The following is a 24,053-nucleotide window of genomic DNA, read 5'->3' as shown; positions in this document are numbered from 1 at the left end:
TTACACGGTGTTGACGCTTTTTTTACGATCGATTGATTACGATCGAATTACAGCATATCTACAACTTTAGCAATTACCGCAGCCATTTCCTCGCGTGTAACGGCTTGTTTAGGACGGAAACTTTGATCAGCATAACCTTTCATCAAACCGAGCGATTGCACTTTGTTGATACCTTTAACTGCCCAGTCTGACATTTTGGCGGTATCTTTGAACTTGGCATCTGTGGCAGATGCATCCGCAGTAGCGGAATCGGGCAGCATCCGTCCGATCATCGTAGCTAGTTGCTCCCTTGTTACACCATCATTGCCGTTAAAGCCGCTAGTGTTACCGCTCATAATGCCCTGGTTCAATATCGCCTGCACGTAAGGCTGTGCCCAATCCGGAGCATTGGTAGAAGACGTTGACACTGTTTCTGACGGCGGTGCCTCCACATTCAAACGCAATGCTTTTGCCAAAATAACCGCCATTTCAAAACGATTGATCGCCTGCTTCGGATTGTAATTGCCTTGTGTATCCCCTTGTACAATGCCCAAGCTCATCAATTTCATGACCGGCGCAACCGCCCAGCTTTTTACCACATCGCTCGGCTGCACGACCCGGTCGCTATTGATCACAGAAGCCCACGCACCAGCCGGAACGTTCGCTTTTACAGTCACACCATCATTGGACGTAGGCACAGCGATCCATTTGCCCCATTTTTCATCATAATAGTGGACAAACATATTGTCAGTTGGAACCGCTGGCGCTGGCAAGCTTACCGTACCCGATGGTGCAAGCTGCGGCGCAACGATTACGGCTGCATCGTTTACAGGCGGCTGTGTTTTATCGGTAACAGCCGTTGAAGACGATGAGTTCTTGCCTGATGTCGTTTCCGGCTCTGAAGTGGATGGTAGGTTCGAATTGCTTGTCGTTGTTGGTGTTGGCGTCACAGCAGGCACTGTCGTACTGCCACCGCCACCGGACACAATAGTCGATGATGACGTCTTTTTGTCGTTATTCGTCTTCGTTTCGGTTGTTGACGATTGTGCTGTGTGGAAGCTCCAGCCTGCTTCTGCTGTTCCTTCATACCGATTTCCCGCTTCGTCTACAAACATCCCGGAAGAAATGTGCACCGAATACGTATGCCCTGCTTCCAAATTCGGAATCGATAATTGATACAGATTACTCCATAGCGCTCCGCTCTCCAGCGGGCCAATTTCGCGTAATTGTGCATTGCCTGCCACAATCTGTCCACTGGAAGCTTCGATATGAGTCGTCACCTTCGAATGATTCGTTTCATCCCATACTTCTAATGTACCTTTATTTAAACCTACCTTTTCGCTGAATCGTAAAAAGCCGCCACTGTAATTACTGTAATCAAACGTCATCGTTGGCGCGAACATATCAAATGTCGTGTAGAACAGCCAGTTATATGGATCAGAAACTTGCAAGCCTGCCGTTCCTCGTCCTACATTATCCACAAACGCTCCCGAGGTAAATGTAACATAATATGCCGTATCATACTTCAATGCTTGTTGTGGCACTACTTCCACTACTGATGCCATACCACTCATCGCTGCCACTGCTTCTGGGTTTAACCATGTATAACTGGCTCCCGATAACTGACCATCATGAATAACGAGTCGCTGAGTCGGAACAAACTGCCCACGTTCATAAATTTGAATTTCTCCCTGCTGACTTAGCTTCATCTTTTTATCAAACTTAAACTGTAATGTCGGTCGAATCGACGTTCGGCTTGGTTCAGCTGACACCCAGTATCGACTCACTTTTCCTGTATCGGTAATATGGAAGCTCCAGTCCTTGCCCGACGTTCCTCCATACAGATTGCCCGATATATCCGCGAACATCCCCGACGAAATATGCACCGAATACGTATGATCTGCCTGCAAATTCGGCATCGTTAATTGATACAGATACCGTCCTCGCTCATTCAACTCCCACGGTCTATTCACACTATGCAATTCCCCATTGCTTGTTACGATTCGCCCACTCACTGCTTCGATATGGGTCGTTACCTTCGCTCCGGTCGTCTCGTCCCAGACTTCCAACGTGCCGGTCTTTAATTCCACCGGTTCGTTGAAGCTTAGCACGCCTCCACTGTAATTGCTGTAATCAAACGTCATCGTGGGAGCAGTAATATCTTGCGTACGGAACATCCAACGATACGGCTCCATAAACTCGTTCACGCCTCTACCTGCACTATCTACAAAGGCGCCGGACGTGACGGTCACATAATAGCTCGTATCTTGATCCAATGCATGATACGGCATCATCTGAATCGTTGATGCACCGCTCATCGCTCCGGTCAGCAGCCCACTTGTCCACGCATAGCTCGCCCCCGACAATTGTCCTTCATGAATGATCAAGCGCTCTTGCGGCTCCCCGTATCCAAAACGATAAATCCGCACTTCTCCCTGCTCCCCTAGCTTCATCTTTTTGTTAAAGCTTAACGCTAGAGTTGGCTGTAGGACCGCTCCCCAATTTACTGGGGCATGATCCACGATGCTTGGGAGGCGGGTATCCATCACTCGGAAACTCCACTCTTTGCCTGACGTTCCCCCATACAGATTGCCCGATATATCCGCGAACATCCCCGACGAAATATGCACCGAGTACGTATGATTCGCTTGCAAATTCGGCATCACTAATTGGTATAGACGATTTCCTCGGTCGTCCCAATCCCATTTTCCACTTAGACTATACAATTCCCCATTGCTCGTTACTATCCGTCCACTCACTGCTTCGATATGGGTCGTTACCTTCGCTCCAGTCGTCTCATCCCAGACTTCCAATGTGCCGGTCTTCAATTCCACCGTTTCATTGAACCTCAGCACAGCTTTGCTGTCATTGTTGTAATCAAACCTCATCGTTGGCGCAGTGTGGTCTTGCGTATGAAACATCCAATTGGATGGATTCATAGATGCTTCTACACTTCTACCTGCACTGTCCACAAACGCTCCGGACGTCACGAGCACATAATAGCCCCTATTTTCATCCAATGTAGCATACGGCATCATCTGAATCGTTGATGCACCGCTCATCGGCCCGCTCAGCAGCCCACTCGTCCACGCATAGCTCGCCCCCGACAGTTGTCCATCATGAATAATCAAGCGTTTTTGAGGTCTCCACTCTCCAAAACGGTAAATCTGTACTTCCCCTTGTTGTCCCAGCGTTACCTTCTTGTTAAAGCTCAGCGCTAAAGTTGAGCGGGTCGGGGTCGGCGCACTCCATATCATTGGCGCTCGATCTACAATCCTTGGGAGGCGGGTATCCACCACTTGGAAACTCCACTCTTTGCCCGACGTTCCTCCATACAGATTGCCCGATATATCCGCGAACATCCCCGACGAAATATGCACCGAATACGTATGATCCGCTTGCAAATTCGGTATTACCAACTGGTACACCCGACTGCCTCGCTGCTCATCCCAATTCGTTTGCCCACTGAGAAAACGTAATTCTCCATTGTTCGTTACCATCCGTCCACTCACGGACTCAATATGAGTCGTCACCTTCGCTCCGGTCGTCTCATCCCAGACTTCCAACGTGCCGGTTTTCAATTCCACCGCTTCATTAAATCTCAGCACGCCTCCGCTATACTCGTTGTAAGCAAACCTCATCGTTGGCGCAGTCCGGTCTTGTGTGCGGAAGTTCCACTTCGATGGATAGATGAAATCATCCACACCTCTACCTTCACTATCTACAAAGGCGCCGGACGTGACGGTCACATAATAGCCCTTATTTTCATCCAATGTAGACGTCGGCATCATCTGAATCGTTGATGCACCGCTCATCGCTCCGGTCAGCAGCCCGCTGCTCCACACATAACTCGCTCCCGACAATTGTCCGTTATGAATGACTAGGCGTTCCTCCGGCTCCCAATTTCCAAACTGATAAATCCGCACTTCTCCCTGCTCCCCTAGCTTCATCTTTTTGTTGAAGCTTAGTGCTAGAGTTGGACGGGTCGACGCGCCCCACATCGATGGGGCATGATCCACGATGCTTGGGAGACGGGTATCCATCACTTGGAATTTTTCAAATGTAGCTGTAGGTGCAGTCGTATCCTGAACTGCCATCGCATATACACTATCGCTAACGGTATTCAAATCGCGGCGTTCCTCATTTTGCTGTTCATCCATCAATACTTCTGCCGCATGTGCATAGTTCATCACCGTTGGAATCGACATATTACCTAGCTGCATAATCGTCAAGCTAACGCTGATCGCTTTGGTCGCCTTTTCCCATTTTGCCAACCGTACTTTCTTCCTCTTAGCCATTGTTTTACCCCTTTATATTTTATATTTTGGCTCATTATGGTTTAGCTATGTAGCGTTGTTATCATCTCGTTATATATCGGTTGTATTTGTTGCTCGACCTGTCCCGCATGGTTTAGAAAATGTGCATAATAATGCATGATCAATCCAGCTTTGCGCACCGGATTACGCTCTTTTAACACATTTTCAACCTGGCTATATAAAAGTTCATATTGTGCTCGACTGGCGGGAATGAGTAATAACTTGGAATACAGGTTACCGAGCCAGCGATCAAATGCACGATCAAAAATAACAAACAATTGCTGTAACGGCTCCTGCTGCTCATGGCTCGCATACCAGTGCATATCCTTAAAAATATGCTGTAATTCCTCAACCGACTTATTTAGCTTTTGACGCTCGACTTGCAGCTCTTGCATTCGCTCCGGCAAAATAGTCATAGACACATTCGTTTCAGTTTGCAACAGCCACTCAGCATCAATCGTATTCGGTTGTAGATCATTGGCTCGTATATCTTGTAATGCTTTGAATATAGTTCCTTCAATATGAGCGCCGCCCTGTGTAGTGTTAAAAATCCGGGCTTTGCCGAACAAACGAATGTAAACTTCCATTTCTTTTTTCATATTAAGAAAAGCGGGATTGCTCTCTACCATCTCTCCATGCACACCAAGCGTCTGCACAACCGGCGCTCCTTCAAAATAACGAACCGGATCGATATGATCGATTCCACTCGCATACCGCAGCGCACCTTTATAAGCAAAGTTTTGACCGACTAGAATGATCGAGCCTGCTCCCATCATACAAAGCAGCTGCAACGTAACAATCGCAATTGAAGATGCGTCATGAACGACAGGTAATCCGGTTTGCGAGGCTGGCAAAAAGTACGATGCGATCGTGTCCTGACTCGTGATCATATGCCACTTTGGTCCCGGATAATTCTCCAAATCAATCCCACCTACCGATGAACCAAAAATAAGTGGAATATGTTTGATTTGTTGCTCCATCACCTGCTTAACGACAACGCCGTTGCCTGGATTAGGATCATAACTGCATATCGCATCCGGATATACACCGTGATGAATCATTGTTGATAACGCAGAGCCTACAGCCAAAATATATGCCGACCGTTCCTGCTTAATCAATTTTAGCTGCTCAATTTCTTCGTTCAACGAAGGTCCTGCTGACACGATAATAACAGGTTGATTGTGGAAATGCGGCTGTTTTTGCAAAATATTCGGCGTATTTAATACATGCTGAAAATTACGCAGGCTATTGCTAAGCCAGTACACGCTGAATTTATTACTAATTTGCAAATTGCCCTGCTTACCTTTTAGCGTATTGGAAAGGATAGCGTTAAATAGTTGATACTCTTGCTCAAACAAATACGTATACGCCGGTAACGCACAACTGGAAACCGTACCTGGTGTACGATCAACAAATCCTTTCAACTGTGCGGACAATTCCTGCTCCGTACCGCCTACAAACAAATTGCGCCAATGATCCATATGCCATTCATCCAGTACAGCCAGCTCCACAAAATGCTCAAAAACAACTACATTCGGCTCATACACCGAAAAGGGGATATGCGGAAATTGCCGCTGAAATTGCAAAATATGATGCCCCAATCCAATGCCGAAAAAGATCATATGATCGATCGATGCATTATTCAATTGCATAAATAGCTCAGATGCTTCTTGCAGCGGTACTTCATTATGTATGGTGGCTTCCAGGTTGCCATAATGGACATACAAATTGCTAGATTGCTCGATCTGGACATGTTGTATAGAAATCATGTCTGCTTGCTTCGTTCTTCTCCCTTCCAGCAAGCTTTGTAAATGCGGAAAGTTCGTTTTTATTATGTGCTCATTCGTCCACTCTTTCATCGCAGCCTCCCTCTCTAATCATTTCAAAAAATAGCTTCTATATAATTGGATTATAAGTATATGTTAATCCTTACTACTATTAATCGGAAAAATCCCAAACTTTTTTAGCGTTATTTTTTTATTTTTTTCCACCTCTGTGAAAACCCTTTCATTTTTGCTCGTATCCATGTATGCTGAAGTTAATGGTGCCAGCAAAATTACCCTTATCCATCTTCATTCATCTTCGTCACGCTGTTTGGACTGATCCAGTATGTTGCAGTCGAATTTCACGCAACTATAAATGTGAGATTGGAGGTTATCTATGTCCACTTCCTTTATTTCTCCGGAATGGGGTCTCAGTGTATCGGAAACCGTATGCCCGGATGTACAGACATCGGTCAATCTGTTAGGGATTCATATGCGCGAGGTAAGCCGCGACTGGGAATGTCCGAGCCATGCGCATCATCAGTATGAGATCAATTATGTGCTTCAGGGGACACAGCAAATGAAGATCGGTGATTACAGCTATGTGCAACAAGCTGGCGATCTTGTCATTTTGCCTCCAGGGGTCAATCACATGAGTCGCAGCATTAGCGAGCAAACACTGGTCTATGTGTGCATTCATTTTGAAATGAATGATCGCGTATTTCTGTCCTTGCTAGAGCGGACGAATCAATTGATTTTCCGTAAAAATAGCCTTGCTGCCCGGCAGATCGAACCGTGCATTATGAAGCTCGTGCAGGCGGCAGAACATGGCGGACAACATATGATTACCCGCCGTATTCGTTTGCAGGCAGCATCGTTTGAGCTGTTTAGCGTGTTGTGGGAAATTTTGCTGAACGAAGCGGCGCAAGCGTCTCCGTCGACATATGCGCATATGGAGCTGGCGCACCAGATTGCCGCCAGACTGCAAGCGATCGTCAGTCGCAATTTGACCGAAGAAGATCGCCCGGAATCGCATTATGGCATCGATGATATCGCCGCTGAGCTAGGCATTAGCCCATCGCATTGCAACCGGATTTTTCATCAGGTATTTGCGATTTCACCGCGCAGCTATTTATCCAATCTCGTTTTGCACAAATCCAAGCTATTGCTTGCTGACCCGCATATGTCGATTCAGGATATTGCGACGACGCTCGGCTACCGGGATATTGCACATTTCAGCCGTCAATTTAAACGTTGGTCAGGCATTTCCCCAAGTCATTACCGCAAAACACAGTTGCATATGAGTCAGCCGCTTGAAACAGGTGTGTAATGAAGGTGAGCAGCCTATACGGCAGACCGGTTTTGGGAGCAGGAGCAGCGCAACCGAAAACGTCATATGCACTATCGTCTGAGCGGCTGTCCGATATTGGCTAACGGTTACATCTTATATCGCATGCAGCCGGGCAGACATGGCATAATTGCCCGGTTTTTTTGTTTCGGATAACGGTTTATTGTCATGGCAATCTAGGCACCATTACCGATTCCAACATGGAGGATGATCGCTTTATGCGTATGGTATTTCGCTGGTTTGGTGAGCAAAATGATACGGTCACTCTGGATCAGATTCGGCAGATTCCAGGTGTGGAAGGCATCGTATGGGCATTACATGATATTCCGGCAGGTGAAGTATGGCCGCGCGAACGCATACGGGAGCTGCAAACGCTCGCCCAGCGTCACGGATTACATATCGAAGTGGTCGAAAGCGTCAACATTCACGAAGACATTAAGCTCGGTCTGCCGTCGCGCGACCGTTATATCGCCAACTACAAGCAGACGATTGAACATCTAGGTGAAGCTGGAGTCAAGGTGATCTGCTATAATTTTATGCCGATCTTTGATTGGCTGCGCACCGATTTGCATCATCCACTGCCTGACGGTTCCAACTCGTTATTTTATGAAAATAGCCGGATCGACAATATCGACCCGTTCGAACTGGTGATGCAAATTCAGTCCAATTCGGCGTTAACGATGCCGGGCTGGGAGCCGGAGCGATTGGCGCATTTGACCGAGCTGTTTGAAGCATATCAAGGCTTTACCGAGGAAGATTTATGGCGTAATGTGCACTATTTCCTCGCTGAGATTATCCCGGTCGCTGAAGCGCATGGCATTCAAATGGCGATTCACCCGGATGATCCGCCGTGGTCGATTTTTGGCTTGCCACGTATTATTCGCAGTCAGGACAATATTCGTCGTTTCCTTAGTTTGTCGGATAGCCCGGCGCATGGTATTACGCTATGCAGCGGCTCGCTTGGCGCTAACCCGGACAACGATATTGTCGGCATGATTCATGAGTTTGCGGATCGGATTCCATTTACACATATTCGTAATGTCAAAGTAGAGCCAAACGGCGACTTTCAGGAAACATCGCACCGCACAGAAGATGGCAGCGTCGATATCGCCGGCATTGTGGAAGCGTATTACGAACAAGGCTTTACTGGCTACTGTCGTCCGGATCATGGACGTCATCTGTGGGATGAGCAATGCCGTCCGGGTTACGGGCTGTACGACCGCGCGCTCGGCATTATGTATTTATGGGGGTTATGGGACGCTCATGCACTCGCTAACACGAAGCCGCTGCCATCCGCACAGCGTGCAGGTGAGGAGGAAACGCGATGAGCGAACAGAAGCAAACGACTGCACAAGCGCAAACGACAGCTTCCGATGCCGCCCCTCCTTCTTCCCCAGCAGAGCCAACGACCGGCAACAAGCTCGTTGACCAGACGCTGCGTGAGGTGATCCGTCATGTGGAAGGCGAACAACCGCCTGCCGAGACGGAGGCTACGCCACTGCCGCTGCATGATTCATTGCGCGGCAAAGTCGTCGTCATTACCGGCGGTGCTGGTGTGTTATGTCGTGCGATGGCGCTAGAGCTGGCGCGGCAAGGCTGCCGGGTTGCCATTTTGAACCGGACGCTGGAAAAAGGCGAAGCCGTCGTCGCGGATATTCGGGCACAAGGTGGCGAAGCGATCGCTTTCGCCTGTGATGTGACAAAAGAAGACAGCGTGATCGTTGCCGAGACAGCGGTCACCGAGCAGCTTGGGCGGTGCGACATTTTGATTAATGGCGCAGGCGGCAATCGCCCGGATGCCAATACGACAGGCGAGACATTTAGTGAGCAAGATTTGAATGTAGAGCATATGCAAACGTTTTACGATATCGGGATCGATGGCTTTCGTCAGGTGCTTGATCTGAATATGATCGGCACGCTCATTCCGACACAGGTGTTCACCCGCCATATGATCGGTCGTCCTGGCGTCAATGTGATTAACATCTCGTCGATGAGCGCGTATAATCCGATGACCAAAGTGCCCGCCTACTCGGCAGCCAAAGCGGCGATTAACAATTTCACGCAGTGGCTGGCTGTGCATTTTGCCGAGACCGGCATTCGCGTGAATGCGATCGCACCGGGCTTTTTCCTAACCGAGCAAAATCGACGGCTGCTCAAACATGAAGACGGCTCATTGACCGAACGTTCACAAAAAATTATCGCCCACACCCCCATGCGCCGTTTCGGTGTGCCAAACGACCTGCTCGGCACATTGTTATGGCTATGTGATGCGGATACGTCGGGATTTGTAACCGGCATTACCGTACCGGTTGATGGCGGATTTATGGCGTATTCAGGCGTATAAAAATACCGTGCATTAAGCGAGTGTACATGCTGCGCAGAGGGCAAGCTTTGTCTTTATTGCCTTTACGATCTTTGCGCAGCAAAGAGCAGTATTTCCCTGCATACGAGTTAACGTACATGCTCAATGCCAGTAAACGTAAACAGCCTTCCAGCTACTGAATCGTCTTTCCCTGATACAGGCAATACAATTGTCTGTAAGCGCACAACCTTGATCGTCTGTGCGGGAAAACCGTTTCCGATGCGTGCTGGAAGGCTTTTTTATAAAGTCGATTTTCAGATAGTCAGATGAATCATAGAGCGATCTGTCGTTTTACATAAACTAAAATAAGCGCAGATTTTTGCCAAACATACAGCTCTACTTTAGCAAAGCTTCTCCAAATCTACCTCTTTTACAACATACTAATAACGAAACCTATCGTACTCTAAAATTTAAAACAAATGCGCATAGACGTGCCTGCCTGTAATTGGTTATGGCAACCGAACTATACCGTATCATTTCCAAGTATGCGGTTGATCCGGTTCCATACAGCGATTGCGTTTACGATTTCCATTCAAATCGTCATCCGTTTACGCTTTGTTCGCTACCGTCAGCTCCTCCGCTTCATACTCCACTGCCAGCTCTTGGCGGAACACCGAGCGATACACAATCCCTACCACTACCGCTACCGTCGTCAACAGTCCTGCCAGCAAATACATATCCCGCATCCCGAAGCGGTCGGCAAACCAGCTTAGGAACAGCATCGCTACCGCAAATGTCAGATTGCTTAGCGCACTTAGTGCTGACATGACGCTCGGCGCTTCAGCCGGGGTTAAATTTTGCTGAATTAAAGTCGAACGAATGACGCCTGCTACCTGTACAGGCAAACCGGTCAACATAAGCAAAATTAGCGCTGGCAGCGGCTGGACGTTCAGCGCAAATACAATGACGATCGCCACATACACCATCAAGCTCATCAGCATATAGCCGTACGCGTTTTTCCATAATTTTTGACCGATCGTAACCATCAGCAAACCGCCAACAATCGAACCGATAAAAAAGCCGGCATTCATAAAACCAAGCCAGCGCACATCTTGATGCAGCACCTGAATAACAAACGCGAGCACAAAAGCTCCAATCCATGCCGCCCCACCCAATGTATCGATATTATCGACAATCGCCAGCAAACGCACACGACGATTGGACAGCAATGCCTTCCAGCCGCTGGACAATTGCGCACGATAAGACGATTTGGCAGCTGACTCATTCGTAGTGTCAACAGCAGCTTCCGCTTCAGTCGCTACAGCAAGCCCGGCACGTGCATACGGATCACGAATAAAAGCGGTAAAAAACATCGCCACAAAATAACTCGCCGAAGCGATCCACATCGTCGGCAACGCACCGATAACCGCCACGATAATACCACCGAGCGCCCAGCCAGAGCAGCGCACCACCTGATCGCTCACCGACATCAGACCGTTTGCTTTAATGAGTCCTTTATCGTTCGCCAGTCGCGGAATGAGCGCATTGCGCGCCGGATCAGTCCAGCCATCCAAAAACGACATCCCAAACACGATCACAAATATGAGCGGAAACGATGGCGATGGCGTCATCCATAAATAACCGATCAACCCGGTAAACAGCACAAATTGCCCAAGCTGTGAACCGAACAAAATAGCAGTGAGCGGATAACGCGCCATCACTACAGGCGCGACTAGCCCGCTGACCGTTTTGGACAACAAACGCAGCAGCGGAATAAAGATCGTCGTCACCAGCGAGCCGCTCGTTGTAAACACGAGTGTGATCAAGCTAAGCTGGTAGACAATATCCGCGATATTGGACACCGTTTGCGTTCCCCATAACATGTAAAACGATTTTTTGATCAAAATGTTCATCCCTTTCCGCGATTTAAAATAAACGAAACCCGTCCAGTCGATTAGGCAAGTCTATGGTGTTGTAATCTGCTCAACACGCCGTGATTTCTTTCTTTCACTTAATGATTTTAAGTATCACACGATATTTAAATCTTGTATACCCTTTCCCAACAAAAAATAGAATAACCTACTAATTTATTCTAGCTTGCCAAACAATATTTAGCTATACAAAAATAACTTTATTGCGAATTTAATTACTTTTATACGTATAATTCTGCATACAACATATAAAAGCATCCGCCCTATAGACAGATGCTTTTTATATGTTTATGAAGCTTAGTCATAACCCAATATGCCGCCAAATCGCGCCACTTGATCCACCAAGCGACCGAACGCCCCTGGTTGACTACAACCAATGTACCGACAAAACATCACGATTGCTACTTGTTTGCACTTACCGATGCGTCAATTGCTAATCGTTGCCGTTCTCCACAATGCCCACCCTTCCGGGCTAAACGCCACATGGACGCGCGGCTGCAGCAAATACGAACGTCCAGCCTGATAAATAGGGAAAATAGCGGCGTCATCGAGCAATACTTGCTCTGCTTTAATGTAAGCATCCAGCCGTTTTTGCGGCGAAGCGATCCATTGTTCGGACGCGCCTTTGACAAGCTGATTGTATTGCGGATTGACCCAATGTCCGTAATTATAGCCGGAACGCTCGGTGAACAGATCGAAATAAGTCGAAGGATCATCATAGTCCGCGCCCCAGCGGGTAATCATAATTTGGAAATCCCCTTTACTTGCCAGGGCTACTCGATTTTTCTTCGGTTGGGATTTCAGATTGATCGTAATCCCAGGCAATGTAGTTTGAATTTCAGATTGGTAAAATTGAGCGATCTGCTTCGTTGTATCATTATCATCATACAGCAGCTCAAACGTGAATTTGTCTTGTTTTAGCTCGCTTTTCGCTTTGTTGAAATAGGCGACCGCTTTGGCTTTGTCCGGCTCCAAATACGTCGCTTTGGCAGCATCACGGAACGTTTCCCCTTTTACACCGGAAGCGAGTGAATTAACGATCAAGAAATTCGCAGGCACCGAGCCGTCTTTCAAAATACGGTTAACGATCGCATTTTTATCATACGCAAGTGCGAGCGCCAGTCGCAAATTTACATTGTTCAATGCTTTCACTTTTAAATTAGGCTGAAAATAATACAGCATACGTGCCGAACGGGTATGATAATCTTGAGCATCTTTATACGCTGCCCCTTCATCACCGTTAATCTCCACATAATCCAGTTGCTGCGATTGATAGGCAAGTATGCCAGATTGGGAATCTTTGACCGTTTTGTAGGTCAATGAATGCACATTAATATGCTCTTGATCCCAATAATGACTGTTTTTGGTTAATACGACTGAGTCGCCGCCGACCGTCCAGTTGGAGATTACAAAAGGGCCATTAGACAGCACATTTTGTTTGGACAGACCATATTGATCCCCTTGCGCAACAGCAAACTGCTCGTTAATCGGCGCAAAATAAGTACCGGCGATCAAAGAGTCAAAATACGGCACTACCCGATCCAACTGCACAACTAGCGTTTTATCATCCGTTGCTTTCACGCCGAGCGTATCTAGAGCTGCACCGTGATAAAGTACATTTTCGGCATTTTTGACCCCTGCTACGAACAACATGTAGGAATATTCCGCCTTTGTTGCCGGATTCGCCAGTCGTTTCCACGCATATTCAAAATCATGTGCCGTTACCGGTGAACCATCTGACCACTTTTCATCGCGAATCGTAAATGTGTACGTCTTCTGATCAGCGCTAACTTTTACAGCGCTAGCAGCAGCCAATTCCACGCCTGTCTCACTCGGACGGTATAATCCTTCACCCAGCTTATCGATAATTGCTAAATCTTCTGCCGATGTGGCTAGACTGGAATCGAGTGTGGATACGTCGGCGGTATTGGCGATAATTAAATCCTGATTACCAACGTCAGCGGAAGTTGCAGCATCCGAACGTGGCGAGCCGCTGCCACAAGCGCTTAGCACACCTGTCAATAAAATTAGTATGAACAGCAATGCGGTTCGTTGTTTGCTCATTATTCCGTCTCCCGTTCTTGTAAAGTATAGTCGTGCTTATCAAACTTACGCCAACTGGTCAGCAGTACGCGCTTCAATTTGTCGTAACCGTTCGCTTAGGATTGGGTTCATAGCGAGCGTCGGTGCTTGCTCGTGCAATAGCCATGAACATACCGTATGCGTAGCGCTAATCCGATATTCCGGCGGTTGCTGCGCAAAATCGATCTGTAACGCATATTCATTGCGCGGAGCAAACGCATCGCCCTGAATCGGCTGCACCAAATCAGGCGGTATGCCAGGTATCGAATACAATTGTTGTGACGATACGCTGGCATCCGGTACGCACGATAACAGCGCACATGTATACGGATGCAATGGGCGATAAAATATATCTTCCACTGTCCCCTTTTCCACCAGTTGTCCGGCATACATTACCGCCACGTGATCCGCCACCCGTGCCACCACGCCAAAATCATGCGTAATATAAAGAATAGACAATTTGTGCTTACGCTGAATAGCGGTGATCAATTCCAAAATGCGTGCTTGCATCGTCACATCAAGCGCAGTCGTCGGTTCATCGCAAATTAGAATTTGCGGCTTGCAGGCAAGTGCAATCGCAATGACGACCCGTTGCCGCATGCCGCCGGACAGCTGATGCGGATACTGCTTATAACAATGACGTGCTTCCCGAATGCCCACTTCTTCCAGCAAAACGATCGCCTGTTCACGGCTTTGTTTGCGCCCTAAGCGCTGATGTTGGCGAATCGCCTCCACAATTTGGCGTCCGATGCTCATCGTCGGATTGAGCGCACTCATCGGGTCCTGAAAAATCATCGCAATCTTTTGCCCATTAATGTCGGAAATGCGTTGTTTCTTGCTTAATGTAAGTAAATCAAGCGCTTGTCCAGCATCGCCCTCGTGATCGTGAAAATAAATATGCCCACTGTCGATTTGCTGCTGCGCATCGATCAGTCCCATAATCGTTCTGACCGTTGCCGACTTGCCACTGCCGGATTCACCGACAATCGCCAGCGTACTACCGCGATGTAGCTCAAAACTCACCCCACGCACCGCGCGTAACAAACCGCGTGAAGTGTGGAAACTGACCGCAAGCTGATCGACCACTAACGCTAGTTGCGGTTGAACAGACATCTGCTGATCCATTGCTGTCCCCTCCTTATGTAACGCTGTCTCCACCATATCGATTCCGCTCGTTTGCTGCTGCTGTTACAGTCATCGTAGCCAGCCACTGTTTTAACTGAGCCGGTGTTGCCAGCACGGTATGCTGTCCGCCCAGATGATGCTCCACGGCATCCGCATACCGTTGCGCCGGTGCTTCATAGTGAAAACTGTGCCGATTTTTTCCCAGCACCGGATCGGGCAATGGAATAGCGGATAGCAGGGAGCGTGTATACGGATGTACGGCATGCTCGAAAATATCATCGACCGTTCCCGTTTCAACTAGATAACCGTGATGCAGCACACCGATCCGATTGGATACATGTTTGACCATCGCCAAATCATGAGCGATAAACAAATATGCCGTATGTAGCTCCTGTTGCAATTGTTGTAACAGATTGACGATCTGCGCTTGAATCGACACATCCAGTGCGCTAATCGCTTCATCTGCAATGAGCAGCTTCGGGTTCATAATGAGCGCACGCGCAATACCGATCCGTTGCCGCTGACCACCGGAAAACTGATGTGGATAGCGATCGGCAGCACTGCGTGCCAGACCGACCTGCTCCATCATTTCATATACGCGCTGCTGCCGCTCCGCCGCCGAACGATACGTACGGTGAATATCCAAACCTTGTGCGATAATGTCCAGCACCCTTTTTTTCGGATTCAAGCTGGCAAGCGGGTCCTGGAAAATCATCTGCATCCGACTGGCAATATATCGCTTGCGTTCACGGGTCAGTTTGCCGCTAATCTCGTTACCGTCCAGTATAATGTCCCCTTCGTCCGGATCGTAAATGCGCATCAAACAACGCCCGATCGTTGACTTTCCACTGCCGGATTCACCGACCAGACTGTATGTTTCGCCTTGATGAATATGCAGATGAATACCATTAATCGCCTGCACATGATGTCCGCCTGAACGAAAGGAATGCTTTAACCCGCTGACCGATAACAGGGGCGGTACATCGTCTGCTACGATGATGTCTGGTTGCCGAATCGATAGTCGATCCGAATCTGTAATCATCATGCTGCTCGCCTCCATTGCTTTATAGTTTCAATTTGGAATCCAGCGCATCACGCAAACTGTCAGACAGCAGATTAAAACTGATCATCAACGATGCAAACACAACGACCGGAATCGCCACCATATACGGATGAATCATCATCGATTTAAAACCGGTACTAATCAGCGTACCAAGCGAAGCGGTCGGTTCAGGAATGCCTAACCCGATAAAAGACAGAAACGATTCGATAAAGATCGCTTCCGGAATCGACATCATCGCCATCATGATGATCGTACCGTATAGATTTGGCAAAATCTCACGCAGCAAAATGCCGATATCCGAAGCGCCCAGCGTGCGTGCCGCCAGCACATAATCCTGTCGTTTCAACCGCAGCACTTGTGCACGTACAATCCGGCTCATGCCGATCCAGTTGGTGATCATCAATGCGATAATGATCGTCATTAACCCTGGCTTCAAAATAATCATAAATAGCGTAATTACGACCAGACTCGGAATACTAGCGATCACTTCGATCATTCGCTGCATAATCAGATCGACTCGCCCACCAAAATAACCGGAGATCATCCCATATGTAATGCCGATCACAATATCGATACAAACCGCCACCATAGCGACAAACAGCGAAATGCGCGTGCCGGTAGCTACTCGTGTCCACAAATCCCGTCCTAACGTATCGGTGCCAAAATAGTGATATACCTGCTGTACCCCCCGTTCCACATAAACATGCTCACCGCGCGTTTCCCCGTTCCAAAAGCCGAGTCGCTCTACCATCGGCAAGCGTGGCGGCAAATTTTGCATATTCATATTTACCGTATTCGGTGCATAATCGCTCACAAGCGGGCCGAGCAGCGCAAACAGAACGATTAGCGTTAAGATGATTGTGCCGAGCAGTCCGCTTGTGCTGTGCACGACACGGCGGATGCTTTCATAACGAATGTGATCGTCTTGTTCGTTGACCGTATCGACTGCAACTGGACGATGCGCCAGCGCAAACGGGTCGGCAGCAGCAATCTGTCCCGCTGCCTGTTCCGCTTCACCTATGCTCGCTGCCAGCGCTTTTTGATCCGTATGTACAGTGGAATCATCGTTGACGGCATGATCGGAAAAGCGCGCTTTGCTATTTTCCAGCTCAGCATAATGGGCGTACATTTCAATGCCTTTTTTCATCCTTTTTCTCCTCCCACCAGCCGGATACGTGGATCAATCCAGCCATATAACACATCGACCAGCAGCATCATCCCGATAAACAGCACACTGTAGATTAAGGCAATCGAAATCGCAACATTATAGTCATTGACTTGAATAGAAGTAATAAACAGATTACCGATGCCTGGTATGGCGAAAATATTTTCAATGACCATACTGCCCATCATCATGCCCACTACCATCGGCGCGATTACAGTCAATAATGGAATAAGTGTATTGCGCAGCACATGGAATACGATAATGCCAAAGCTATTGATCCCTTTCGCTTGTGCAAGCTGGACATAATCCGATTGCAGCGCTTCGATCATTTCGTTACGCGTAAATCGTGCTACTTTGGCGATCGGCAGTAGCGCCAAGGCGATACTCGGCAAAATCGTGGACGCATCCTGCATCCGCTGCGAGAACAATACCGGGAACCAGCCTAATTTAAAGGCAAAAAAGTACATCATGCCAAGTGCAAACACATACGATGGAATACTCGCGCCTAACATGGAGATAAGCGAACAAATCGTATCCCACATCGTCGAATGGCGCAGCGCCGAGAGCATCCCTAGTCCAAAGCCGACGATCACACCGAGCACAATCGCCTGCAATCCAATTTGAACGGAGATCAGCAATCGTTCTTGAATGAGGCTGACGATCGGCATATTTTTCTGAATGACATACGATACACCAAGATCGCCTTGCAGCACATGCGCAACATAATGCGCAAATTTAAGCGGTACCGGTTGATCCAATCCGTAGGCACTATTCAATTGTGCCAACTGCTGGGCAGTTAATTTATCGTCATTAAACGGTGTACCTGGCATCCATTCCATCATGGCGAACAACATAAACAAAATGACGAGCAATGTGCAACAGGCGATCAGCAATCGTTTTATCACATAATTGAACATACACATTCCCTTTCTCTAAAACTTATAATTCCTATCGGGTTTATTAAATTAATGAATGTATAGATTAGATTAGCGAAATTATCCAATAACGTCTAATAGATAATATCGATATCATAACAAAACGCACAAAAATCCCTATTATTCCTTTTATTGCATTTGTTTTCATATTCAATCATGTTGCTGTATTTGCCATATTGATTATCGATCATAGTGGAGCGATAGTTTTTTGGTATGTTTAGCGGACGAAACGCATGCTATATTGTGGCTATACAGAGGGGGAGATGGATGGATATACGGATCAGCTATCCGCTATCGACGATACCGGTAGCACCAAAAGACCGCCGGATATCCGCGCGGTCTTTTGCTTTATTCGTCTTTTCGTTAAGGCATTTGCCAACGATCTGGACGCAAATGTATGCCGTTCCAATTTGATTCATTGTGATCTGTTAGGAAAGCGGTAAACTGTATTTATCGCATGCGAGCTATCTGCCCACTCAATCTTTATACGGATCAAACTCATCCGCCCCTGCCATGCAGACGCCGATCGGACGCAGCACATGCAGCACATCCAATGTGTCATGATGCGCATCCAGCACCGTTTGCAGATGGCGATACACAAATGGGCTTTCATCCGTATCCGCACCGCGCAGCTCAACGCCAAATTCAGCGATTGCCTGCCGCATCTGTTCGCGCGTAATTTGTCCGCCAGCACGGGTACGCGTTTTCCAGTTCATTTTGCCTGCTGCTTGGGTACGGCTCATCACCCGCCCGGCTCCATGTACAGTGCTGTAAAAGGATTCAGTATTTTCCGCACTGTCTTTACCGCGTACAATGACCGAAATATCCGCCATACTGCCGCCGATAAAGCCAAGCTGTCCAGGTGCAGACGGTGTTGCCCCTTTGCGTACAACGATCGTCTCCTGCCCGTTATGCTGCTCCTTCCAGGCAAAATTATGATGATTATGCACCGCCAAATCCGCCTCGCCACCGATCATTTTCAGCACTTCGTCAATGACCGTATCCCGTCCGGCATAAGCGTAACGCCCTGCCAGCTTCATCGCGCGGTAGTACAGTTCGCCTAGCTCATCGTCCAAATTCAGCAGCACCGGCGGCTGATCCATATGCTCGCCTGGTGCTTTGCCACCAAATTCACGACCTGCTGCCAAATTCAGAAAGCCGCTCGCCGTCTTATGTCCAAAACCACGACTGCCAAAATGATTTCCAATCCAGAGCCGATCTGTAGTAGGCTCGACAAACAGATCGACATAATGGTTGCCACTGCCCACCGTACCAAGCTGTTGGCGGGCAAGCTGCTTCAGCTCATTATGCCCTTTTTCCCCGGCTACCTGCTTGTATACGTTCCAGTCCGGGTCATCAAACAGCTCATGATCGACCCTATACCGATTGCCACGTCCTACACCAAATGCGATCGTACTCGCAATCTGATCCATCATATCGGCAATATGCGGCATTACATCTGACGCGAGCAAATTCGTACGTACCGCCTTATTGCCACAACCGATATCATAACCGACACCGGATGGCGAAATTTGCCCGCTGTAAGCGACCACACCACCGATCGGTTGGCTGTACCCTTTGTGATGATCTGCCATCAACAGCGCCTGCACCACATTGCCATGCTGTGAACAAGTGATCGCCTGACTGACGGCACCAGCGTCCGGCTCCCCCCACACTTTTACACCTTCAATTACTTGAAAAGCCATCGCCTTGTTCCTCCTTCTGTTAGTATTAATTGATTGCCGAGCTTTTTACTCTATGGGCGAACTTACGCAGCCGTGCTTACAGCATGCTACGATACGGACAGAAACGGGAATCAGTAAACATGACATCATATACTGGCTTTCCAAGCACTGTCAACTACAATATATATGGGCTAATGCAGTCTAATCTGAGCCATATTGGGCAACTTCTGCTTCTGCTTCTGCTTCTGCTTCTGCTTCTGCTTCTGCTTCTGCTTCTGCTTCTGCTTCTGCTTCTGCTTCTGCTTCTGCTTCTGCTTCTGCTTCTGCTTCTGCTTCTGCTTCTGCTTCTGCTTCTATCGCAAATTATACACAATCAAGGCAAATGCAAACATAACGAGCGACAGCATTAGACAACGCATCGCCCAGCGCATACGCTGTTTTTTGCGGGTAAGCCGCTCTTGCGCAACCGCTTCATCTGCCTCACTCACATAACCGCCACCTAGCCACGAACTGCTCAACAGCACAGCTCCCGCCAGCGCTGCCAATCCGACCCAGATTAATCCATTTAACATATCGTTCCATTCCTTTCAGCTATTCAACTATATGCCTGTTTATCGTCATTTTTAACACCGGTATGCTAGCGCTCTGTAAAACACTGCCGTAGCTGCGCTTATCGTCGGCTAACGCCGCATTTCAACTCTAGCTAGCGACCTGCTCAGAGCACAATTATACAAATGCTATACAAATACATACAAGGCGCTCATTCGCTTCTTATTATCATTTCGCCTGCTTGCTATACGTAACCAATTCCTAACTCATCCTGCTATTAAGCAGCAACATTACCCGCTATTAAGTCGCTGGTAGACGTATTGTATGTATGATGAATATGGACAAATCGATCTTAGCGCCAACTCAGCTACGCTCCACCCTCGCCTCCGAAGGAGCAATATTCCGATACTTTTTAAAAGTACGGCTAAAATACGAAATATCGTTATACCCTGCTGCCATCGCCACTTCCGACACGGTCATACTTGTATTTAACAGCAAATATTCCGCGCGATTAATACGTACCTGATTTACATATTCCGTTACCGTGCGTCCGGTCAGCTCCCGAAACAGACGACTAAAATGAAACCGGCTCAATCCTGCCAACTCGGCAAGTTGTTCGATCGTCATCTCCTCGGCATAATGCTGCTCAATATATTGCAAAATCGGCGTAAATCGCTCCACATTACGCATCCGATTTTCCGTATGCCGCCAATCCGACAAATCTGCCACATAACCGCGCACAAGCAAAGCGAGCAGCCGATACATTAGCGATTTCACCGCCAATTCATGTCCGATCCGGCGATCTCGAAACTCAGTGATAATATTTTCCATACAGTGTTGCAGCTCAGCATCGCCTTCAATATGGCTACAAAACAACAATCGATTTTGCGTCATCGGCGTAATAAAGCGCTTCTCTACCGCATCCTGTAACGGGCTTTGCAATGACTGCAAATCAGCGATCAGCGCATAATAGACGAGCTGATTCGATAGGCTGATGCCTTGATGCAGATCATTGCTGTTCAGCACGATCAGATCGCCGCTGCGCACATGAATCGGCTTAGCATTGCATTCGATAATCGCCTCCCCACTCTCCACATACAGAAACTCTATATGCCGATGCCAATGATGCGGAAACAACACCTGCCCATACTCACGCGAACTGCAAAAGTTAACTTTGATCGGAAACGAAGGGTCAGGCATACTCATCGCTTCCTGCAAATCAACCGGCCAATTCATCGCTATTCCTCCTATTCCATACCTTTCGGTGCGAGATGAAAATCCGTCCCGTTTTCATTTATCCTGTACCACAATCATGTCTGCACGAATAGTTCAGTGTACGTGCACATAGCTGACCTAGTAGCTTGCCTCTTAACTACATTCAAACCCAATTCTGATTGAAACTAGTAGTTTGTATCAAATACATTTACAGTTTGTCGATCTAACAATGGCTTGGTACTGAATCGATTTAGGGACGTTTAAACAAAATTTTCATTTGAGACAGCCTACTAGTAGCTTGACTGCTTTCAATATTGGCTTTGAATCCACTATATGTCCTTATTTGTAGCAGTAATCTATACCGTTTTAAACTATATATTTAAAACGGTCAGAGTGCTAGCCGACTAAGCTATCGAGTGGACAGCGATACTAACCAATAGCTTGTGCCCTCCAACATTATGCCAAATCACTACTGTGCAGCAGAAACGCCAGCTTTCTTTTACTATACCGGATTTACGAATACGATACACTCTCATCGTCAAAAATCACTGCCAAAATAGCACAATTGTACAAATAAACCGCACGTCCATTCATGCCTATTGCGGGTAAACGATTATATAATCCGGGTAATCACCCAGTTACATATTCAGCCCACCAGAACAGGAGAGGATATACGATGAACAAAACGATTGGCATTGGTGTAATCGGCACTGGCAGCATTTCGGAATTTCATCTTGGTCCGTATGCAAGACATGAAGGCGTAACGATTCGCGGTGTATGCGATCAAAATGTGGAGCGCGCCCAGACGGTAGCCGCTAGCTATGGACATGCACGCGCCTATAGCGACTATCACGAGTTGCTGGCTGACCCGGAGATCGATGCGGTCAGCATTTGTACATGGAACAATACACATGCCGAGATTAGCATCGCCGCACTGCGCGCCGGCAAACATGTACTGGTCGAAAAGCCGCTGTGCCGCACGATGGCGGAAGCGGAGCAAATTGCCGCCGCTGTGCGCGAAACAGGCAAGTTGCTGATGGTCGGCTTTGTGCGCCGTTATGATAACAATGCGCAATTACTCAAACATTTTAGCGATCAGGGCGATTTTGGCGATATTTATTATGCCAAAGCGTCCTATATTCGCCGTTTTGGCAATCCAGGCGGCTGGTTTAGTGATATCGAGCGCTCTGGCGGTGGGCCGCTAATCGATATCGGTGTACATGTGATCGATCTATGCTGGTATTTGATGGGCAGACCGGACCCGTTGTCCGTCAGCGGCAATACGTATTATGAACTGGGCAACCGCGCACATATCCAACATTTATCCCATTACAAAGCAGCCGATTACGATGCGACCAAAAATGACGTCGAAGACATGGCAAACGTCATGATCCGCTTCAAAAACGGTGCCTCCTTACTCGTCGATGTTAGCTTTAGCCTGCATGCCCGTGAAAATGAAGGCATGATCAAACTATACGGCAGCAAAGGCGGTTTTGAAATCGATCCGACGCTATCGATCACAACCGAAAAATATAACACTGTACTTAACATCCAACCACAGGTCGATCAACCAAACTTTCAGTTTGCGACCGCATTTGCAAACGAGATCGGTCATTTTATCGAATGTGTACGTACAGGTAGCCAGCCGATTAGCCCGGTTGAAGACGGTGTGCAAATGATGCGCATGTTAACCGGCATTTATGAATCGGCACGATTGCGCCGGGAGGTAATTTTGTGAAGCTTGGACTAAGCACTTATAGCCTGCACAGCAAGCTTGTTTCCGGCGCAATGACCGTGCTGGATGTGATCGACTATGCGGTAGAACATGGCGCCGAGCATGTGGAGATCGTACCGCTCAGCTACAGTTTGACCGAACAACCGGAGCTGCTGGAGCAACTGGTGGAGCATGCCAAACAGCGCGGGATCGAACTGTCCAATTATGCGATCGGAGCCGATTTTCTACAGCATAATCCGCAACAGATTGAGCAGGAAATTCAGCGCGTACTGGGCGAAGTCGACATTGCCGCCAAGCTAGGCGTAAAGCTGATGCGGCATGATGTCGCTTCGTGCCCAGATGTGTCGATTGCGAATTTTAACCGTCACTTGGACGTACTAGCGACCGCTTGTCGGCGTATTGCCGATTATGCGGCAAGCTATGGCATCACAACTAGTGTGGAAAATCACGGCTATTTCATTCAGCATGCCGATCGGGTACAGATGCTAATCGAGGCGGTGAATCGTCCCAATTACAAAACGACACTCGATGTGGGCAACTTCGTCTGCGCAGATGAGCAACCACTGGCAGCGGTATCCAAAAATCTGCCGTTCGCCTCTATGGTGCATATTAAGGATTTTTATATCCGTCCTGCCCATCGCAATCCGGGTACAGGCTGGTTTACGAGCACAAGCGGTATGTATTTGCGCGGCGCGGTTATCGGTCATGGCGATCTGGACATATGGGAAATATTACGCCTGATCAAATCGTCCGGCTATGATGGTTATATTTCAGTGGAGTTTGAAGGCATGGAAGATTGCCTAAGCGGAGCAGCGATCGGATTGGACAATGTGCGGCGCATCTGGGATGCGGTGTAATTG

The 24,053-nt window shown here is 48.0% G+C and carries 17 protein-coding genes; 6 read left to right on the top strand and 11 right to left on the bottom strand.

Going from position 1 to position 24,053, the window contains the following annotated elements; genetic code table 11:
• Positions 1-47 precede the first annotated feature (47 nt).
• Both U1I11_RS17775 and U1I11_RS17770 read right to left on the bottom strand, forming a co-directional pair.
• A complete protein-coding gene (locus U1I11_RS17775; protein ID WP_322907470.1) occupies positions 48-4,277 on the bottom strand; it encodes an S-layer homology domain-containing protein in 4,230 nt (1,409 codons plus the stop codon).
• Positions 4,278-4,318: 41 nt separating this feature from the next.
• Positions 4,319-6,154 (bottom strand): motility associated factor glycosyltransferase family protein, encoded by a 1,836-nt coding sequence (locus tag U1I11_RS17770; RefSeq protein ID WP_322907469.1) that lies wholly within the window; start codon positions 6,152-6,154, stop codon positions 4,319-4,321.
• Between the two features lie 301 nt (positions 6,155-6,455).
• On the opposite strand from U1I11_RS17770, the gene U1I11_RS17765 reads away from it, so the two are divergent.
• From U1I11_RS17765 to U1I11_RS17755, 3 genes are all read left to right on the top strand, one after another.
• Positions 6,456-7,388, top strand: a complete 933-nt coding sequence (locus tag U1I11_RS17765) for a helix-turn-helix transcriptional regulator (protein WP_322907468.1) — start codon at positions 6,456-6,458, stop codon at positions 7,386-7,388.
• Positions 7,389-7,624: 236 nt separating this feature from the next.
• The gene (gene uxuA, locus U1I11_RS17760) at positions 7,625-8,734 is read left to right on the top strand and encodes a mannonate dehydratase (protein ID WP_322907467.1); all 1,110 of its coding nucleotides are present in this window, start codon (positions 7,625-7,627) and stop codon (positions 8,732-8,734) included.
• 107 nt (positions 8,735-8,841) lie between these two features.
• On the top strand, positions 8,842-9,750 hold the full coding sequence (locus U1I11_RS17755) for an SDR family oxidoreductase (protein ID WP_416235635.1): 909 nt from the start codon (positions 8,842-8,844) through the stop codon (positions 9,748-9,750).
• Positions 9,751-10,316: 566 nt separating this feature from the next.
• On the opposite strand, the gene U1I11_RS17750 is transcribed toward U1I11_RS17755, so the two are convergent.
• The 6 genes from U1I11_RS17750 to U1I11_RS17725 form a co-directional block, all read right to left on the bottom strand.
• Positions 10,317-11,621 carry an MFS transporter gene (locus U1I11_RS17750; protein ID WP_322907465.1) on the bottom strand — a complete coding sequence of 435 codons (1,305 nt, stop codon included), beginning with the start codon at positions 11,619-11,621 and terminating at the stop codon, positions 10,317-10,319.
• A 444-nt stretch (positions 11,622-12,065) separates the two neighbouring features.
• Positions 12,066-13,703 carry a peptide ABC transporter substrate-binding protein gene (locus U1I11_RS17745; RefSeq protein ID WP_322907464.1) on the bottom strand — a complete coding sequence of 546 codons (1,638 nt, stop codon included), beginning with the start codon at positions 13,701-13,703 and terminating at the stop codon, positions 12,066-12,068.
• A 45-nt stretch (positions 13,704-13,748) separates the two neighbouring features.
• Entirely contained in the window at positions 13,749-14,846 is a 1,098-nt protein-coding gene (locus tag U1I11_RS17740) for an ABC transporter ATP-binding protein (RefSeq protein ID WP_322907463.1), read from the bottom strand.
• A gap of 13 nt (positions 14,847-14,859) precedes the next feature.
• Positions 14,860-15,891 carry an ATP-binding cassette domain-containing protein gene (locus tag U1I11_RS17735; RefSeq protein WP_322907462.1) on the bottom strand — a complete coding sequence of 344 codons (1,032 nt, stop codon included), beginning with the start codon at positions 15,889-15,891 and terminating at the stop codon, positions 14,860-14,862.
• A 19-nt stretch (positions 15,892-15,910) separates the two neighbouring features.
• Positions 15,911-17,056 (bottom strand): ABC transporter permease, encoded by a 1,146-nt coding sequence (locus tag U1I11_RS17730; protein ID WP_322907461.1) that lies wholly within the window; start codon positions 17,054-17,056, stop codon positions 15,911-15,913.
• Positions 17,053-17,991: an ABC transporter permease gene (locus U1I11_RS17725; RefSeq protein WP_322907460.1), complete on the bottom strand. Its 939-nt coding sequence runs from the start codon at positions 17,989-17,991 to the stop codon at positions 17,053-17,055. The genes U1I11_RS17730 and U1I11_RS17725 overlap by 4 nt, the downstream gene beginning before the upstream one ends.
• Positions 17,992-18,276: 285 nt before the next feature.
• Between U1I11_RS17725 and U1I11_RS17720 the strand changes: the two genes are divergently transcribed.
• Entirely contained in the window at positions 18,277-18,423 is a 147-nt protein-coding gene (locus tag U1I11_RS17720) for a hypothetical protein (RefSeq protein ID WP_322907459.1), read from the top strand.
• A gap of 62 nt (positions 18,424-18,485) precedes the next feature.
• On the opposite strand, the gene U1I11_RS17715 is transcribed toward U1I11_RS17720, so the two are convergent.
• The 3 genes from U1I11_RS17715 to U1I11_RS17705 form a co-directional block, all read right to left on the bottom strand.
• Positions 18,486-19,715 (bottom strand): RtcB family protein, encoded by a 1,230-nt coding sequence (locus U1I11_RS17715; protein ID WP_322907458.1) that lies wholly within the window; start codon positions 19,713-19,715, stop codon positions 18,486-18,488.
• Between the two features lie 332 nt (positions 19,716-20,047).
• Positions 20,048-20,266 carry a hypothetical protein gene (locus U1I11_RS17710; RefSeq protein ID WP_322907457.1) on the bottom strand — a complete coding sequence of 73 codons (219 nt, stop codon included), beginning with the start codon at positions 20,264-20,266 and terminating at the stop codon, positions 20,048-20,050.
• Positions 20,267-20,606: 340 nt separating this feature from the next.
• A complete protein-coding gene (locus U1I11_RS17705; RefSeq protein ID WP_322907456.1) occupies positions 20,607-21,479 on the bottom strand; it encodes an AraC family transcriptional regulator in 873 nt (290 codons plus the stop codon).
• 655 nt (positions 21,480-22,134) lie between these two features.
• Between U1I11_RS17705 and U1I11_RS17700 the strand changes: the two genes are divergently transcribed.
• Both U1I11_RS17700 and U1I11_RS17695 read left to right on the top strand, forming a co-directional pair.
• Entirely contained in the window at positions 22,135-23,196 is a 1,062-nt protein-coding gene (locus tag U1I11_RS17700; RefSeq protein WP_322907455.1) for a Gfo/Idh/MocA family protein, read from the top strand.
• Positions 23,193-24,050 (top strand): sugar phosphate isomerase/epimerase family protein, encoded by an 858-nt coding sequence (locus U1I11_RS17695; RefSeq protein ID WP_322907454.1) that lies wholly within the window; start codon positions 23,193-23,195, stop codon positions 24,048-24,050. Before U1I11_RS17700 ends, U1I11_RS17695 begins: the two co-directional genes overlap by 4 nt.
• The last annotated feature ends 3 nt before the right edge of the window (positions 24,051-24,053 follow it).

Origin of the sequence: Paenibacillus campi (genome assembly GCF_034659835.1) — a bacterium.
GTDB classification, from domain to species: domain Bacteria; phylum Bacillota; class Bacilli; order Paenibacillales; family Paenibacillaceae; genus Saccharibacillus; species Saccharibacillus campi.
Note: the sequence above shows the minus strand (reverse complement) of the source record. Positions and strands in the feature narration are given on the sequence as shown.

Coding starts and splice junctions, on each gene's coding strand:
- U1I11_RS17705 (WP_322907456.1), bottom strand. CDS start 21,479: ATGAATTGGCCGGTTGATTTGCAGGAAGCGATGAGTATGCCTGACCCT.
- U1I11_RS17715 (WP_322907458.1), bottom strand. CDS start 19,715: ATGGCTTTTCAAGTAATTGAAGGTGTAAAAGTGTGGGGGGAGCCGGAC.
- U1I11_RS17765 (WP_322907468.1), top strand. CDS start 6,456: ATGTCCACTTCCTTTATTTCTCCGGAATGGGGTCTCAGTGTATCGGAA.
- U1I11_RS17735 (WP_322907462.1), bottom strand. CDS start 15,891: ATGATGATTACAGATTCGGATCGACTATCGATTCGGCAACCAGACATC.
- U1I11_RS17745 (WP_322907464.1), bottom strand. CDS start 13,703: ATGAGCAAACAACGAACCGCATTGCTGTTCATACTAATTTTATTGACA.
- U1I11_RS17740 (WP_322907463.1), bottom strand. CDS start 14,846: ATGGATCAGCAGATGTCTGTTCAACCGCAACTAGCGTTAGTGGTCGAT.
- U1I11_RS17700 (WP_322907455.1), top strand. CDS start 22,135: ATGAACAAAACGATTGGCATTGGTGTAATCGGCACTGGCAGCATTTCG.
- U1I11_RS17750 (WP_322907465.1), bottom strand. CDS start 11,621: ATGAACATTTTGATCAAAAAATCGTTTTACATGTTATGGGGAACGCAA.
- U1I11_RS17770 (WP_322907469.1), bottom strand. CDS start 6,154: ATGAAAGAGTGGACGAATGAGCACATAATAAAAACGAACTTTCCGCAT.
- uxuA (WP_322907467.1), top strand. CDS start 7,625: ATGCGTATGGTATTTCGCTGGTTTGGTGAGCAAAATGATACGGTCACT.
- U1I11_RS17775 (WP_322907470.1), bottom strand. CDS start 4,277: ATGGCTAAGAGGAAGAAAGTACGGTTGGCAAAATGGGAAAAGGCGACC.
- U1I11_RS17725 (WP_322907460.1), bottom strand. CDS start 17,991: ATGTTCAATTATGTGATAAAACGATTGCTGATCGCCTGTTGCACATTG.
- U1I11_RS17720 (WP_322907459.1), top strand. CDS start 18,277: ATGGATATACGGATCAGCTATCCGCTATCGACGATACCGGTAGCACCA.
- U1I11_RS17730 (WP_322907461.1), bottom strand. CDS start 17,056: ATGAAAAAAGGCATTGAAATGTACGCCCATTATGCTGAGCTGGAAAAT.
- U1I11_RS17710 (WP_322907457.1), bottom strand. CDS start 20,266: ATGTTAAATGGATTAATCTGGGTCGGATTGGCAGCGCTGGCGGGAGCT.